Source organism: Actinoplanes sp. NBRC 103695 (assembly GCF_030269485.1).
Classification (GTDB): Bacteria; Actinomycetota; Actinomycetes; order Mycobacteriales; family Micromonosporaceae; genus Actinoplanes.
Genome location: NZ_BSTL01000015.1, coordinates 80,649 through 96,850 on the forward strand (window position 1 = coordinate 80,649; position 16,202 = coordinate 96,850).

10 protein-coding genes are annotated in these 16,202 nt (G+C 72.0%); 5 read left to right on the forward strand and 5 right to left on the reverse strand.

What is annotated here, in order from left to right; translation table 11 throughout:
- Window positions 1-45 precede the first annotated feature (45 nt).
- On the reverse strand, window positions 46-3,264 hold the full coding sequence (locus tag QSK31_RS26685; protein ID WP_285687090.1) for an RHS repeat domain-containing protein: 3,219 nt from the start codon (window positions 3,262-3,264) through the stop codon (window positions 46-48).
- A gap of 144 nt (window positions 3,265-3,408) precedes the next feature.
- Here QSK31_RS26685 and QSK31_RS26690 point away from each other — a divergent pair, with 144 nt between their 5' ends.
- Window positions 3,409-3,633: a hypothetical protein gene (locus tag QSK31_RS26690; protein ID WP_285687092.1), complete on the forward strand. Its 225-nt coding sequence runs from the start codon at window positions 3,409-3,411 to the stop codon at window positions 3,631-3,633.
- Window positions 3,630-4,229 (forward strand): hypothetical protein, encoded by a 600-nt coding sequence (locus QSK31_RS26695; protein ID WP_285687093.1) that lies wholly within the window; start codon window positions 3,630-3,632, stop codon window positions 4,227-4,229. Before QSK31_RS26690 ends, QSK31_RS26695 begins: the two co-directional genes overlap by 4 nt.
- 3 nt (window positions 4,230-4,232) lie before the next feature.
- On the opposite strand, the gene QSK31_RS26700 is transcribed toward QSK31_RS26695, so the two are convergent.
- Window positions 4,233-4,766, reverse strand: a complete 534-nt coding sequence (locus QSK31_RS26700; protein WP_502873019.1) for a helix-turn-helix transcriptional regulator — start codon at window positions 4,764-4,766, stop codon at window positions 4,233-4,235.
- Between the two features lie 259 nt (window positions 4,767-5,025).
- On the opposite strand from QSK31_RS26700, the gene QSK31_RS26705 reads away from it, so the two are divergent.
- Both QSK31_RS26705 and QSK31_RS26710 read left to right on the forward strand, forming a co-directional pair.
- On the forward strand, window positions 5,026-8,322 hold the full coding sequence (locus QSK31_RS26705; protein WP_352244499.1) for an ATP-binding protein: 3,297 nt from the start codon (window positions 5,026-5,028) through the stop codon (window positions 8,320-8,322).
- Between the two features lie 86 nt (window positions 8,323-8,408).
- Complete coding sequence (locus QSK31_RS26710; protein WP_352244500.1) at window positions 8,409-11,723, forward strand: ATP-binding protein; 3,315 nt, start codon at window positions 8,409-8,411, stop codon at window positions 11,721-11,723.
- Window positions 11,724-11,730: 7 nt separating this feature from the next.
- Here QSK31_RS26710 and QSK31_RS26715 read toward each other — a convergent pair whose 3' ends face one another.
- From QSK31_RS26715 to QSK31_RS26725, 3 genes are all read right to left on the reverse strand, one after another.
- Window positions 11,731-12,450: a zf-HC2 domain-containing protein gene (locus QSK31_RS26715; protein WP_285687096.1), complete on the reverse strand. Its 720-nt coding sequence runs from the start codon at window positions 12,448-12,450 to the stop codon at window positions 11,731-11,733.
- A complete protein-coding gene (locus QSK31_RS26720) occupies window positions 12,447-12,956 on the reverse strand; it encodes a sigma-70 family RNA polymerase sigma factor (protein WP_285687097.1) in 510 nt (169 codons plus the stop codon). The genes QSK31_RS26715 and QSK31_RS26720 overlap by 4 nt, the downstream gene beginning before the upstream one ends.
- Before the next feature lie 171 nt (window positions 12,957-13,127).
- On the reverse strand, window positions 13,128-14,168 hold the full coding sequence (locus QSK31_RS26725) for a neprosin family prolyl endopeptidase (protein WP_285687098.1): 1,041 nt from the start codon (window positions 14,166-14,168) through the stop codon (window positions 13,128-13,130).
- A gap of 589 nt (window positions 14,169-14,757) precedes the next feature.
- Here QSK31_RS26725 and QSK31_RS26730 point away from each other — a divergent pair.
- Window positions 14,758-16,185, forward strand: coding sequence for a serine/threonine-protein kinase (locus tag QSK31_RS26730; protein ID WP_285687099.1), 1,428 nt, complete (start codon window positions 14,758-14,760; stop codon window positions 16,183-16,185).
- Window positions 16,186-16,202 lie beyond the last annotated feature (17 nt).

Genomic DNA, 16,202 nt, shown 5'->3' on the forward strand with positions numbered 1-16,202 from the left:
GGGTGGGCGGTCAACGTAGCGCGGGGCTACGACAATTCCGCCGAGTTATCCACAGGCTCGGGACAGGGCCGCCCGGGTGGCCCTGATCTGCTGCGCGGCGAAGATCGTCGGCGGATCCAGGCGCACGTGCGGCTCGGTCACCGTGAACGGGTCGGTGGCGTAGGCGTACGGGTTCGGGCCGCCGCGCAGACCACGGCGGTCCGGGGTCAGGTACCGGGCGGTGACCGGGTCGTAGTAGCGGCCTCGGTGGTGATGCAGCCCGGTCTCGGCGTCCCGGTAATGCCCGGGGAAGCGCAGCGGCGTAGCCGACGTCGGGTCCAGCCCCCAGAGCGTGGCCCGCCGCTGCCAGATCCGCTCGCCGGACGGGTCGGCCAGGTCGGTCGGTGTCCCGGCCTCGTCGGTGACCACCGCGCACAACCGCCCGTCGTCGACCTGCGCGACCACGTGACCGGTGACCGGGTGGTGCACCCAGGTGGTCACCCGGACCGGTCCGTCGCCGACGGTGTGCCGCTGCTCGACGAGCCGGTGGCCGAGCCAGCCGAAGGTGTAACGCTCCCGCCCGCACTCCTTGGCCACCCGGCGTCCCAGACCGTCGTACCGGTAGGTCCAGCGCACGCCGTCGGGGGTGGTGACCGCGGTCATCCGGTCGGCGTCGTCCCACTCGTGCAGCCACCGCCGGCCGTCCGCGGAGTCGCGGGTGATCGGCCGCCCACCGGCGATGAGCGGGGAGATCAGCAGGCCGATCGGGTCGTACGCGTACCGCTCGGCGCCGAAGCCGGTCACCCGGCCCAGCGCGTCGCGGTCGATCTCCCGGCGTTCCCGGCGGTCCTCGATCGCGATCACGTCGCCGTGCGCGCGGCGGAACTCCCGCCGTTCCCCGTCGGCGCCGAAGACCTGCGCCAGTGGGCGGCCGGCGGCGTCGCGTTCGGTGCGCATGCGGAACGTGCCGTCCAGCTCGCGGGAGGTCTCCGCGCCGGACGCGTCGTAGGTGAACGTCAGCGTGTGTCCGGCGATCCGTGCGATCACCGGATGCCCGGCGTGGTCGCACTCCCATGTCGCGCCACGGGTGGTGACCGTGCCGTCGACACCCTCCGCGATCGTGCGGCCGGCGGCGTCACGCCAGATCTCGACCGTGACGCCACCCTCGGTGACCGCGGCGGCGATGCGGCCCTCGTCCGTCCAGGAGTATTGGGTCACCCGGTCGCCGATCCGCTCCTCGGCCAGCCGGCCGCGATCGTCGTAGGCGTACCCGATCGCGCCGTCGCGGGTCAGGCGGCCGTGCTCGTCCCAGTCGAAGACCCGCTCCCGCCCCTCGAAGTCGAGCTCACGCGCGGGACGGCCGGCCGCGTCGTACCCGAAATGCCAGGTCTGACCGAGCTCGTTGGTGACGGTCAGCGGGCGGTTCGCGGCGTCCCAGCGGTGCAAGCGCCGGGCACCGATCGCGTCGGTGCGGGCCACCGGGCCGGCCGGCAAGCCGTAGTCCCAGGTGGTGCGGCCGCCCCGGGCATCGGTGCGGACGACCGGGCGGTGTTGGGCGTCCCACTGGGTCGTCACGATGACGCCCACCGGGTCGGCGGTCGCGACCACCTGGCGGTGGTCGTTCAGCGAGTAGGCGGTGGTGCCGCCGGGTCCGTCGGTCGCCAGGGTGCGGCCGATCTCGTACGCGAAAACGCTCGCACCGGACCGGACACAGCGGCCCGTCCGGTCGTAGGAGAAGACCTCGTCGCCGTGCCGGACCACCCGCCCGGCCGGGTCGTGGACGACGGCCGTGCCCCCCGCGCTGACCAGCCGTTCCTCGTCGTCGTAGCCGAATCCGGTCGCGCCGATCGCGGTGACCCGCCCGGCCGTCGTCCGCACCTCGATCCGCGTTCCGCAGGTGCGGCGCACCTCGACCGGCACGCCCAGCCCGTCACGCAGCACGTCGATCCGGTGCGCTCCCCGGGTGATCGTCATGAGCAGCGCCGCGCCCTCCTCGTCCGGCGCGGCGAACCGCCACGAGCAACCGCTCTCCGGGTCCTCGACGACAAACCCGCCTTCTTGTGTACGCGACAGCGGGCGATCCGTGCCGTGCCGCGGGTGTGCCACGCCGGACGCGCCGGGCTCCGGATAGCTGAGCAGCGTGCCGTCCTCCAGCACCAGGTGCAGCCCGTCGTCCTCGACCTGCACCCGCTGGTCCAGTGTGGACGCCCAGTCGTCGCCGAAGAACCGGCCCGGCCGCAGACCCGAGCGGTGCGTCCGGGACAACCGGATGGGCAGGTCGCCGGGCACCTCGAGGTCGGTCTCGACGATCAGGACACGGCCGGTGCTGACGTCCACCCGGCCGTGCAGCGGGGACTGCGCGACGGACTTCGAGGTGGCGTACGGCGGCAGGCTCCGGGCGGTGCTCAGGCTCCTGGTGATCAGGACCGCCGCCGGGCCGGGCCGTTCGACCTTGACCCCGGCGAAGTCCGCGGGCCTGGTCTGCCACGCCTCCTTGAGCCGGGCCAGCGAGGTCATCCCGACCACCCCGGGCAGCCCCCCGAGCACCCCGAGCGCCAGCCCGGCGACGCTGCCCCGACCGGCCCGGAGGTCGGCAAGCGCGCCACCCAGCAACGGTCCGCCCACCGCGGGTGCCAGCCAGGACGCCGGCGCGCACACCGACAACGCGACCGCGCCGGTGGACACCGTGACCCACTTGGCGGACTCGCTGGTCGCCTCCCACAGCATCTGGAAGCCGTCGGCCAGCTTGTCCCAGAACGACCGGGGCGGAATGCCCGCGGCGGACGCCTCCCCGATCTCCTTCGCACAGGTGGCGGCCGCGTCCTCGCGCAGCCGGCGTGCCTGCTCGGCCAGTGCCTTCGCGGCGTCCAGGGCACTCTCAGCGCTCGCCGGCCGTCCTCGCGCATCCGTCAGCGGGGCGTCCACCGCGGCCTCCAGGCGGCTGCGCGCCACCTTGCCGTCGGCCAGCGCCCGGTCGGCGTCCGCCTGGGCGGCGCGAAGCCTGGGCACGTACGAGGTGAGGGCCTCCGCTGCCATCCGGTGCGAGGCGCACACCCGCAGGATCTGCGCCGGGAAGTCGTCGAAGCGCTCGGCGAACCGGTCCGCGGACAAGCTGGTCCAGCAGAGCACGGTCTCCTCGCCCATCGAGCGGACCGCCAGGCCGGCGTGCTCGGCGTCGTCGGCGAACCGGGTCAACCGGCCGGCCAGCGCCTCGGCCTCCTCGCAGGAGCCCGGCGCGGGATCCGACTCCAGGTCGAGGACCCACCAGTCGAGCGGCCGAGACATGCGCTCCTCCTCGTGATACACAACGCTGCAAATGGTGAGGACGCCTACTGCGCAAGGGAACGACTTGGGGCGAACAGCCCTCATGTCAGGTCCGTTCACACCGATCCGGCGGGACGCCGTTCGGGCCTTTGGCACAGTGCTGGTGTGAGTCAGCTCGAGGCCTTCTCCCGTGCCCTCCAGGACGTGTCGGCAGCGATGTGGACCGCCCCGGAGTGGATCAGCGGCACGATCGGCGATCCGGCCGTCGACGGCGCCATCCGGCAGTTCGAGTCGGGATGGGCGGACGGGCGCGTCCAGGTGCAGGAGAACTGCCAGACCCTCGGCGACCTGGCCGACCGCGCGCTGCGGCGGTCCAGGGAGGCGTTATGACGGCCACGGCCGCGCCGACCGCTTTCGCCCTCGCGGTGCCGCCCAGCTGGTACGAGGTGGACCTGCATCCGCAGACCCGCAACGGCTCGGTCGCCGCCCTGGTGCGCGAACGGGTGGCCGTGGTGCCCGAGCTCGAGCCGCACCGCGCGGCACTGGTTCACGCTCTGCGCAGCGCCTCGCGCACCGCGCACTCGCACGGCGCCGTCTACTGCGGCGTGCTGGCCGAGGGATTCGACACCGCGCTGCTCACCGCCACGATCACTGTCTCGGTGGTGGCCGCCCCGGGCGAGGTGGCGCAGGTCGGCAAGCATCTGCGCCCGATCCCGTCGCGGGGACCTGACCGTCCCTGGCGGGTGGTCGAGGAGGTCGGCCTGCCGCACATCGGCACGGTCACCCGGACCAGGGGCGTCGAGGACGTGCCGCTGCCGGACGGCGCCGGGTGGGTGCGTACCGCCCTGCTTCAGACGTTCGTACCCTGGCCCGGCGCCGGTCAGGCCCGCGTCGCCCTGATCACCGGCGGCAGCCCCGCGCTGCCGCTGGCCGCCGAGATGCACGACCTCTTCGACGCGATCACGACGACGTTCCGCTTCACCTGAGTCCTAGAAGACACCCGCCCGCATGGCGTAGGCCACGGCGTGCGAGCGGCTCTTCAGGTTGAGCCGGTGGGTGACGCCGTAGAGCACGTTCTTCACGGTCCGCTCGGAGTAGCAGAGTTCCGCCGCGATCTCCGGCGTCTCCTTGCCGTCCGCGAGCAACCGCAGCACGTCGATCTCCCGGGCGGTGAGCCCGGAGGCGTTCAGCCCGTTCGGCGCGAGCACCTCGCGCTGGAGCCGCTCGACGTGCTTGAGCAGCTCGCCGACCAGGCTGGGCGGGATCACCCCGCCACCCGCCACGGCCGTCCGGATGCAATGGCGCAGCCTTTCCTCGGTGAGCGCCTGGCGGGGCAGCACGGCCACCACCCGGCACTCGACGGCGGTCAGCAGCTCACCCTCGTTGAGCTCGCTGACCACCAGGACCACCGGCTTGCCGGTGGCGTCGGCGGCGCGGCGCAGGCGGGACACCACGTCGTGGCGCAGCCGGTCGGCGGCCACCACGGCGACGTCTGAGTCGTTCCAGTCCTCGACGATCTCCATGCCGGGGTCCTTCTCGACCAACCCGGCGAGCCCGGCACGGCTCAACGGGTCTGGAGCCTGCAAAACGATCTTCACGGGGTTTCTCTCCTCACGACCAATCGACACTTCTCAGTCTGGGGAGGGGGGCTCCAGGGATTCTTCACACTTCCTCCACCGGGATCAACAACCGCACGGTAGGACCCGGATAACAGTCCTTGTAGAGATGGACGACAATGTCCGGGCCGGGGGGCTGAAACGGGGTGGGCGTCGAGGGGGGCGGATGAGCGGTGAATTGCACGCGGAGGTGTTGGGCCAATTACGCGCCGTTGTGAACGGCGTGGAGGTGGCGCTCGGGCCATCTCGCCAGCGTGCTGTCTTCGCCGTACTGGTTTCGCAGGTGGGACGGGCTATGACCCGCGACGAGCTGGTCGATGCTGTCTGGGGGGACAGCGCACCGGCCAGCGCGGGAGGCAGCCTGCACACTTACGTGTCCGGGTTGAGGCGCGTTTTGGGGACGGCTGCGGAGCGTCTTTCCACGGTTGCCGGCGGTTATCAATTGACGGCGTCGTCAGTCGATGTCGAAAAATTGACACATTGCCGAAGTGACGCCGGTCGCCTGCTCCAGCAAGGCGATCGTCTCGGTGCCGTAACGGTGCTCGAGCGTGGAATCGCGCTCTGGCACGGCGAACCGTACGCAGGGGTAACCGGACCCTACGTAGAACAGGAACGGCGACGGCTCGGCGAGATGCGGCTCGGCATGCTCGAGCAGCGCGCCCGGACCATCCTCGAACTCGGCCGCGGCAGCGAGGTGGTGAACGAGCTCCAAGGCCTGGTCCGCGACCACCCGCTACACGAGGCCCTCTACGAGCTGCTCATGCGCGCACTGGCGACCTCCGGCCGCACCGCCGAAGCGCTCGAGGTCTACCAGACCGCGCGCGGGGTCCTCGTCGACGAGCTCGGCGTCGAGCCCGGCGGGTCGCTGCGCAAGCTGCAGCGAGAGCTGCTGGCCGGGGAGAGCGCCCAGCCGCCACCACCACCGCCACCCGAGCCGGAGCCGACCCCGCGGCTGCAGATCATGCCCGCCCACGTCAGCCGGGCTCGCTCCGGCGCGCCTTTCGTCGGACGCCGCGACGAGCTGCACCTGCTCAGCGGCCTCGTCGACGACCTGGCCGAGGGACGTGGCGGCGCCGTCTGGATCGAGGGCGAGGCCGGCATCGGCAAGTCCGAACTGCTCACCTCCGCGTTCGCCCGCACCACCGCGGCCGGCTGCCAGGTGGCCTGGGGCACCGCCGACGAGCTGGGCCAGCGCGTCCCGCTCCAGGTGCTGATGGAAGCCCTCGGCCTGGAAAGCACGTCCAGCGACAGCCGGCTGGCCGCGGCCGCCGAGCGCGTGGCCGGCGAGGGTGACACCGGTCTGCTCGGCTTCATCCGCGAGGCCTGTCTGCGGGGACCGCTGCTGCTGATCGTGGACGACATGCACTGGGCCGACGAGACCAGCCTGCTGGTCTGGGGCCGGCTGGCCGGCGCGGTCCGGCGGTTGCCGCTACTGCTGGTGGCGGCCGCCCGGCCCGACGCGCGGCTCGGCCAGCTCCGCCGAGCACTGATCACCCGGGAGGCGCACGTGCTCCCACTCACGCCGCTCAGCACTCCCGATGTGGAGACGCTGATCGGCGGCATCGTCGGCGGCTCACCCGGCGAGGGACTCCGATCTCTCGCGGCACGCGCGGGCGGCAACCCGCTCTACACCCGCGAGATGGCCGCCGACCTGGTCCGGCAGCGGTCGGTCACGGTCATCGACGGCGTCGCCGAGGTCGACGAGTCGGTGGTGGACCAGCTGCCCGCCTCCCTGATCGGCGCCGTCCGCCGCACCCTGGAGTCGCTGTCCCCGGACACCCAGGAGGTGCTCCGGCTGGCCGCCCTGCTCGGCATGGAGTTCGCCGCGTCCGACCTGGTGGCACTCACCGGCCGCTCGCCGGTGCTGCTGGTCCGTACGTTCGACGAGGCGGTCGCGGCGCACGTGATCGTCGAGTCCGGGCGACTGCTGACCTTCCGGCATCCGTTCCTGCGGGCGGCCCTGCACGACGCGATCCCGGTCCCGTTGCGGGCCACGCTTCGCCGGCACGCGGCCGAGGCACTCGTCCAGGCGGGCAGCCCGATCAACCGGATCACCGAGCAGCTCGCCGCCGAGCCGATGGTGGTCGACACCTGGGTGGTCGGCTGGCTCCTCAACCACCTGACCCTGCTGATCGAGCAGGCCCCGCGCATGGTGGCCGACCTGCTCCGTCAGGTTCTGGCCACCGACGTGCCGACCCGCGACCAACGCGAGGCGCTGATCGTGCCGGCCACGAAACTGCTCTTCCGGCTCGACGAATTCCCGGAGACCGAGGGCCGCGAGGCGCTGAGCCTCGCGACCGATCCCGCCGACCGGGCCGAGATGCGCCAGCTGCTCGCCGCCATGCGCTATCGGCGTGGCGACAAGTACGGCGCGATCGCCCTGCTCAACGAGGCGCTCGAGCAGCTCGACGTCCCCGGGATCTGGCGCACCCGGCACCGCGTGCTGCGCGCCCAGTTCAGCCGCGGCGACCTGGGCGACCTGGACAAGGCCGAACGCCAGGCGATCGAGACGCACGAGGCGGCCGAGTCCGCGTACGAGGCGGCGTTCGCCCTGCAGACCCGCTGGCTGGTGGACTCGATCCGCCGCGATCACCTGGCCGCCCTGACCCACATCGACGAGGCCATCGAGACGGTCGGCAAAGAGGACGCGGCGCTGCTCTACGACCTGACGGACAACCGGGTCTTCTCGCTGCAGAACCTGGATCGTCTCAAGGAGGCCAGCGAGACGATCCGCTCCGGCGCCGACGTGGCGAGGCGATACGGCCTGCCGGCCAGCCTCCAGGTCGCGTCCGCGGTGCAGTTCTACTGGCAGGGCCGCTGGGACGAGGCACTGGCCGAGATCGGCGAGGTCACCGACACCGATCCCGGCATCACGTTTCACGGCACCCGGGAGCCGCCCGCCGTCGCCATGCTGCTGCACGGCGTGGCCGCCCTGATCGCCGGTCGGCGTGGCGAGCGGGCCACCGCCAAGGCACATCTGGACGCCGCCGACGCGCAGCTGCCGGCGACCAGTTCCGAGCGGGAGGCGTGCGATTTCCTGCTGATGGCCCGGTCGCTGGCTCTGGTGCAGGACGGCCAGCCGGAGGATGCGCTGGCCGTGCTGAAGCCGCTGTGGGAGTCGTCCTACGCCCCGATGATGCTCCGCCACCAGTGGCTCCCGGACATCGTCCGGCTGGCTCGATCGGTCGGGGCCGAGGACGTGGCCGTGATGGCCGCTGCCACCTGCGCGGACGAGGCGGCGGCCGAGACCGTGCCGGCACGGGCCTTCACCGCCGCCGCGCGGATCCGCACGCTGCGTACCGGCAACCCGGAGCACGCTCGCCAGGCGGCCGAGCACTACCGATCGGTCGGGCGCGTCCCCGAGCTGGCCGCGGCGCTGGAGGAGGCCGGCGATCCGGCGGCCGCCGAGATCTACCGTTCTCTCGGCGCCGCGTGGGACCTGCGCCGGATGCAAGGGCGCTGACGCCGTCTCGGGAGGGAACGGCGAACAGGGCATTATTTGGGTTGGCGGGGGCCAACGGACAAGCGCGCAGACGTCGAGGGGGGCGGATGAGCGGTGAATTGCACGCGGAGGTGTTAGGCCAATTACGCGCAGTTGTCGACGGCGCGGACGTGGCACTGGGGCCATCTCGCCAGCGTGCCGTCTTCGCCGTACTGGTTTCGCAGGTCGGACGGGCTATGACCCGCGACGAGCTGGTCGATGCTGTCTGGGGGGACAGCGCACCGGCCAGCGCGGGAGGCAGCCTGCATACCTACGTGTCCGGGTTGCGGCGTGTATTGGGGACGGCTGCGGAGCGTCTTTCCACGGTTGCCGGCGGTTACCGATTGACGGCGTCGTCGGTCGATGTCGAAAAATTGACACACTGCCGCGGCGAAGCGAACCGCAGGCTGCGTGACGAGGATCTGATCGGCGCGATCGCCGCGCTGGACGACGGCCTCGCCCTGTGGCGGGGCGAACCGTACGCGGGCGTTTCCGGACCGTACGCGGAGCAGGAACGGCGACGGCTCGGCGAGATGCGGCTCGGCATGCTCGAGCAGCGCGCCCGGACCATCCTCGAACTCGGCCGCGGCAGCGAGGTGGTGAACGAGCTCCAAGGCCTGGTCCGCGACCACCCGCTACACGAGGCCCTCTACGAGCTGCTCATGCGCGCACTGGCGACCTCCGGCCGCACCGCCGAAGCGCTCGAGGTCTACCAGACCGCGCGCGGGGTCCTCGTCGACGAGCTGGGCATCGAGCCCGGCGCCTCCCTGCGCAAGCTGCAGAGGGACCTGCTGGCAGGCGAGATCGCCGAACCGCCGCCGGTCGCGAGGGTGCGACCGGGCGCGGCGCCCGAGCCGGAGACCGTCCCGCGGCTGCACATCGTCCCGGCGCATGTGAACCGGGCCCGGTCCGGGGTGCCGTTCGTCGGCCGCCGCACCGAGCTGGACCTGCTCAGCGGCCTGGTCGACGACCTGGCCGAGGGACGCGGCGGCGCGGTCTGGATCGAGGGCGAGGCGGGGATCGGCAAGTCCGAGCTGCTCACCTCCGCGTTCGCCCGGGCCACCGCGGCCGGCTGCCAGGTGGCCTGGGGCATCGCCGACGAACTCGGGCAACGCGTCCCGTTACAGGTACTGATGGAGGCACTCGGCCTGGAGACCACATCCAGCGACATCCGGCTGGCCGCGGCCGCCGAGCGGCTGCAGGGCGAGGGTGACACGGGTCTGCTCGGCTTCATCCGGGAGTCCTGTCTGCGGGCGCCGCTGCTGCTGATCGTGGACGACATGCACTGGGCCGACGAGTCCAGCGTGCTGGTCTGGGGCCGGCTGGCCGGCGCGGTCCGGCGGTTGCCGCTGCTGCTGGTGGCGGCCGCCCGGCCGGACACCGGTCGGCTCGGCCAGCTCCGGCGCGCGTTGATCACCCGTGAGGCGCACATCGTCGACCTGGCGCCGCTCAGCGCTCCGGACGTGGAGACGCTGATCGGCGGGATCGTCGGCGGCTCACCCGGCGAGGGGCTGCGCTCGCTGGCCGCACGCACCGGCGGCAACCCGCTCTACACCCGTGAGCTGGGCGCCGACCTGGTCCGGCAGCGGTCGGTCACGGTGGTCGACGGGGTCGCCGAGGTCGACGGTACGGTCGCCGAACGGATGCCGACCTCGGTGATCGGGGCCGTCCAGCGCACCCTGGAGTCGCTGTCCCCGGACACCCAGGAGGTGCTCCGGCTGGCCGCCCTGCTCGGCATGGAGTTCGCCGCGTCCGACGTGGTCGCCCTGACCGGCCGTTCGCCGGTGCTGCTGGTCCGTACGTTCGACGAGGCGGTCGCGGCGCACGTGATCGTCGAGTCCGGCCAGCTGCTGACCTTCCGGCATCCGTTCCTGCGGGCGGCGCTGCACGACGCGATCCCGGTTCCGCTGCGGGCCACGTTGCGCCGGCACGCCGCCGAGGCGCTGGCCCGGGCCGGGAGCCCGGTCCACCGGATCGCCGAACAGCTGGCCGCCGAGACCATGGTGGTCGACACCTGGGTGGTCGCCTGGCTCACCGGCAACCTGACCCGGCTGATCAAGCGGGCCCCGCGGGTGGCCGGCGACCTGCTGCGCCAGGTGCTGGCCACCGACGTGCCGACCCGCGAGCAGCGGGCGACGCTGCTGGTGGCGACCACCAGGCTGCTGTTCCGGCTGGACGAGTTCCCGGAGGCGGAGGCGCGCGAGGCGCTGGGTCTGGCCACCGACGTGGCCGGGCAGGCCGACATGCGTCAGCTGCTGGCCACCATGCGGTACCGGCGGGGTGACGAGCACGGCGCGATCATGCTGCTGAACGAGGCGCTGGACCAGCCGGACGTGCCGGAACTCTGGCGTACCCGGCATCGCATCCTGCGAGCGCAGTTCAGCCGGGGCAGCCTGGACGACCTGGACAAGGCCGAGCACCGCGCGGTGGAGATGCACGAGCTGGCCGACTCGGCGTACGAGGCGGCCTTCGCCCTGCAGACCCGCTGGCTGATCGACTCGATCCGCCGCGACCACCTCTCCGCCCTGACCCACATCGACCAGGCCATCGAGACGGTCGGCGACGAGGATGCGGCGCTGCTCTACGACCTGATGGACAACCGGGTCTTCTCGCTGCAGAACCTGGACCGCCTGGACGAGGCGGGCGAGACGATCCGCTCCGGCGCCGACGTGGCGAGGCGGTACGGCCTGCCGGCCAGCCTCCAGGTCGCGTCCGCGGTGCAGTTCTACTGGCAGGGCCGCTGGGACGAGGCGCTGACCGAGATCAGCGAGGTCACCGACACGGATCCGGGTATAACGTTTCACGGCACCCGGGAGCCGCCCGCCGTCGCCATGCTGCTGCACGGCGTGGCCGCGCTCATCGCGGGCCGGCGCGGCGACCTGCCCACCGCCAAGGCACATCTGGACGCGGCCGAGGCGCAGCTGCCGACCACCATCGCCGAGCGGGAGGCGTGCGACTTCCTGCTGATGGCCCGGTCGCTGACGCTGGTGCAGGAGGGCCGGTCGGAGGATGCGCTGGCCGTCCTCGCGCCGCTGTGGGAACCGGCGTACGCCCCGCTCATGCTGCGTCACCAGTGGCTGCCGGACATCGTCCGGCTGGCCCGCTCGGTGGGCAACGACGAGGTGGCCGCGATCGCGACGTCGACCTGCGCGGACGAGGCGGCGGCCGAGACCGTGCCGGCCCGCGCGTTCGCGGCGGCGGCACGGATCCGCACCCTGCGTACCGGCAACCCGGAACATGCCCGGCAGGCCGCCGAGCACTACCGGATGGTCGGCCGGATTCCGGAGCTGGGTGCGGCGCTGGAGGAGGCCGGCGACCCGGCGGCCGCCGACATCTACCGCGCTCTGGGCGCCGCCTGGGACCTGAGGCGCGTACTGAATTGAGGAAGGCTCAATTGAGGTAAGCGGTGCCCAGCACGTGTCCTTGACGGTCGGCGATCGCCACCGAGCTGACGTTGGGCAGCTGGATCGAGCTGGCACCGATCACTTTGGCGTTGCCGGAGGGGGTCGGTCCCCAGACGGCGGCCTGCTCGATCTGCCCACCGTAGTTGTGCACCTGGCAGACGAACGGGCCGTCGCCCTCCAGCCGGGACACGTCCAGAGACACCGAGACGCCCCAGGTCTTCGGGGTGAGCACCGCCTGGCCGGAGAGCCCGCTGCCGGCCGCCGACTCGAACCGGGCGGTGACCAGCTCGGGGCTGGGCAGCACCTGGGGCTGCCGCTGGCCGCGGTCGGCCGTGATGACGCCGAAGCCGATCGCCACCGCGACCAGCACCACGGCCGCGGCGGCCAGCCAGCGGACCCGGGCGAGGCGCTGGGTGCGGGACTTCTCCGCGCGCATCCTGCGGAGCAGGCCCTCGATGCGTTCCGGGCTGGGCCGGGTGCCGATGGCCAGCGCCGGCCCGGCCGCGGACGGCCCGCCGTTCGCCCGCACCGTCTCGGGCAGCCGCTGCAGCAGCTCCGGGACGGGCGCCAGGATGTCCAGCTCGCCGCGGCAGTCGTCGCAGTCCCGCAGGTGCGCGTCCAGCCGGTCGGTGTCCGCCTCGTCCAGGCCGCCGAGCAGGTAACCGCCGAGGAGGCGCCGCAGCTCGTCGTGTTCGCTGTTGCTCATCGCAGCACCCCCATCTCCTCGAAAGCGGTTCGCAGAGCTCGGACGGCGTAGTAGGCCCGGGACTTGATCGTCCCCTCCGGGACGGCGAGCTTGCGGGCGGCGTCCGCCACGCTCTTCCCCTCGTAGTACATCGCCCGGACCACGGCCTGATGCTCCTCGGAGAGCCGCTCCAGCGCCTCGGCGACCAGCCAGCCCTCGACCAGCTGGTCGACGTTGTCGGCGGCGGGCACCGCGTTGACCGCGGCGTCGTCGGCCACCAGGTGCGGCCGCCGCTGCTCGGCCCGCCAGGCGTTGGTGACCACGTTACGGGCGATGGTCAGCAGGTACGACCTGGTCCGCCCCATGTCGGTGTCCAGGTGGTCGATGTGTTTCCAGGCGCGCAGCAGGGTCTCCTGCACCAGGTCCTCAGCCTTGTGCCGGTCCCGCACATAGCGCGAGATGAAACTGAGAAGCACCGCGTAGTGCTCCGTGTAGAGCGCGGTCATCAGCTCCTCGTCGGGACTCACCCGTCTCTTCATCTCCCGCCTGGTCCCCTCCTCGCCGTTCCGCCCGGCCACCCTCTTGTACACCGTCAGGCTGGGAACGGTTCGACGCGGGTGGGGACACGCACAAGGAGATGCCCGGTCCCCCCTCGCCGGGGACCGGGCATCGTCGCGGTACGAACGCTGTTCAGGGCGTCAGCAGGCGCCGGGGCCGCCGAACCGGAAGCCGCGCTCGGTGACGAAGGCCGTCGAGTAAACCGCCGGCTGGGGCTTGGCCTCTTTGTCCTCCGGGTCCGGCGGGCTCTTCGACTCCTCGGTGTAGCCCAGTTTCGGGCCGTTGATCAGCGAGATGCTGTTGAAGCGCGCCGCGGAGGGGCCGTTGTCCTTGTCCTCGGGTGCGATGCCGTTGCCCATGTCGGTGCACGGCTTCTGCCACTCCGCCGAGGCGACCTCGCCGAACCACTGGACCAGGCCGGCCTTGGTGTACCTGCCGCCCCAGTTCTTGTTGTCGAAGTACCCGATCCACACCGAGTCGTAGGCGATCCACCAGACGTCGTCGAACTGCTGGATGCCGAACTTCTTGATGACGCCGGTCGGCAACCTGCCACCGGGAACGACGTCCTTGCTGATCTGCGTCCAGCCGCAGGAGTTCCAGCACGACTCGACGTTGTCCACCCAGTGGTAGACGAACAGGTGCGGGTCGAGGTCGCCGTTGATGTTCCGGCTGACGACCCAGCCCACCTCGACCTTCTGACGTCCGTCCGCGGACTGCGCGGCGATCTCACCCAGGGTGTGGAAGTCGCCTTCCGCCAGATAGGGCTTGTTGATCGACAGGTTGGCGGAGGTGCCGTCGACCTCGGCGTACTGGTAGCCGGAGGCGTAGTGGTAGTAGACGGGCACGGCTTTCTTGGTCACCGGCTCGGCCTTCAGGCCGACGGTCGGCGGCTTGGGCGCCACCGTGGTGCGGCTGGTCCGCCGCGACTGCTTGCCCTTGGTCCAGCCCTTCGGGCCGAACTCGGGGACCGGGACGGTCGGCGAACTGGTGCTTGCCGGCGCGATGTCGGCGCCGACTGCGGCCAGAGCGGCGCTGGAAACGCCGGCCTTGCCCTTCTTCACCGGCGACGGCTTCTCCCCCCAGGGAAGCAGTTCCGGCGGTTGGGGCGCGTCGTCAGCAACGGCGGCCGGAGGCGCGACCGGCGTGGCCGCGGCGGAGACCTCGTCCGCACTGGCGCTCACGATCGAGAAGGCACCTACGGAACCGGCCACGACGGCGGCTAAACCGGCGGCCAATAAACCGCGCTGGGGAATCGACACGTGTCCGTCCTCGTTCATCGGGGGATCGGAGGCGTGGTGGCGAGGGACCTCCGGCACCGGCTCTTGAGCGGCGACGCTCACCATATAGCTTCCTCAATTGCGCAGGCCCTGTCTGAGCTGCTTTTCCGCCTTAACGGTGGAGCCTGTGAACCGATCTGGTGATGCCACGACCACTGTGGTCGACGGAGCGTGTCGGCGTCGTCGCTGAGCGCCGACTTCAGCCTCGTTCAGAAAGAGGCAAACTGTCGAGTGACTCTTTCGGGTCCAGCGCGAGATCCACCGCCTGGCGTGCGCGTACTTTCCCTCACCGCCGACGAGGTCGCGGTCGCGCTCTCTTTGCACGATAAGTCCGGATCTGGGCGGACATTCCACAAGGCTCGCTTATCCACATAAGCAATTAGCGATCCTTTCCGGACATGTCCATTACATCGATAGGGACCAGATCATCGGCGACAAATATGTCGTCACAACCGTCGGCAAACCGCTGGCGCCGCGGCTCCGAAGCACCTGCGTGGACGACCTCGTCAACGGCCGGTACCGCCTGCGCGACCTGATCGGCGCGGGCGGGATGGGCCGCGTCTTCCTGGCCACCGACGAGCTGCTGGACCGGCCGGTCGCGATCAAGGAGATCGGGTTCTTCTCGGCCGCCGTCATGCGCGAGGCCCGGGCGGCCGCGCGTCTCGACCATCCCGGCGTGGTCCGCGTCTACGACGTCATCCGGGAAGCGGACCGTTGCTGGATCGTCATGGAGTACGTGCCCTCCCGCTCCCTCCACCAGGCCGCGCCGGTCACCCATCGTGAGGCGGCGCGGATCGGCCTCGGCGTCCTGCGGGCACTCCGGGCCGCGCACGCTGCCGGCGTCCTGCACGGCGACGTCAAGCCGCACAACGTGCTGCTCGCCGACAACGGCCGGGTGATGCTCACGGACTTCGGACTGGCCACGGTGGACAGTTCCGGACCGGACCCGGCGGTCGGGTCGCCGCAGTACCTCGCCCCCGAACGGATCCGGGGCGAGACGCCCGGACCGGCCACCGATCTGTGGTCGCTGGGCGTGACCCTGCACGCGGCGGTGGAGGGCGGCTCGCCGTTCGCCCGGGAGACCGCGCTCGGTTCGATGCACGCCGTGCTCACCGGCCCGCCGGACGCGCCGTCCCGGCCCGGGCCGCTCACCCCGGTCATCGCGAGGCTGCTGGCGGCGGACCCGGCGGACCGCCTGACCGCGGCCGAGGCGGAGCCGTTGCTGCACCGGGTCGCCGAGCGCACGATGGGCGTCTTCCCGGTGCCCCCGGCGGCGCGGCGGCGACTGGCCCGCAGCACCCGGATCAGCGTGGCGGTGGCCGCGGTCCTGCTGGCCGGAACCGCCGGGACGGCCCTCGCCCGGGACGCGGTGGTCTCCGAGCCGCCGCCGGCCGCGGTGAGTCCGGCCGACATCTGCGACGACCGGGCCGTGGCCGGCTCCTACCTCGATCCGGCGGCCCCTCGCGGGCAGACGCCACCCGGCTGGGTCTGGCACGAGGATCCCCTCGGCTTCGGCCTGGCGCTGCCGCCCGGCTGGACCGTCGCGTCCGACGGCTCGGAGGTCTGCTTCCGCGATCCGGGGAGCGTGCGCTCGTTACGCGTACGCCGGGCCGGCGCGACGCCGGCCGATCCGGTCACGACGTGGCGGCAGGCGGAGAGTTCCGCGCTGGCCGGCGCGGAGCTGCCCGGCTACCGCGCCGGCGGGATCCGCGCGCTGGACCTGAAGGCCGGCGGGGCGGACTGGCGGTACAGCTGGCAGCCGCCGTCCGGGCCGCGGCTGGAGGAACGCCGGATCCTGCTCGACCTGGGCGGCGGGCGGTCGTACGCGTTGCGCTGGACCGCCGCCGACGGTGACGGGACGATTCCCGACCTGATCGTGGCCCGCTTCACTCCGTCTCTCACATCGTGGTACCGGGATTGACCAAGGTTCTTGGCGGC

Coding starts and splice junctions, on each gene's coding strand:
- QSK31_RS26685 (WP_285687090.1), bottom strand. CDS start 3,264: ATGTCTCGGCCGCTCGACTGGTGGGTCCTCGACCTGGAGTCGGATCCC.
- QSK31_RS26695 (WP_285687093.1), top strand. CDS start 3,630: ATGACGGCCACGGCCGCGCCGACCGCTTTCGCCCTCGCGGTGCCGCCC.
- QSK31_RS26700 (WP_502873019.1), bottom strand. CDS start 4,766: ATGGAGATCGTCGAGGACTGGAACGACTCAGACGTCGCCGTGGTGGCC.
- QSK31_RS26705 (WP_352244499.1), top strand. CDS start 5,026: ATGAGCGGTGAATTGCACGCGGAGGTGTTGGGCCAATTACGCGCCGTT.
- QSK31_RS26710 (WP_352244500.1), top strand. CDS start 8,409: ATGAGCGGTGAATTGCACGCGGAGGTGTTAGGCCAATTACGCGCAGTT.
- QSK31_RS26715 (WP_285687096.1), bottom strand. CDS start 12,450: ATGAGCAACAGCGAACACGACGAGCTGCGGCGCCTCCTCGGCGGTTAC.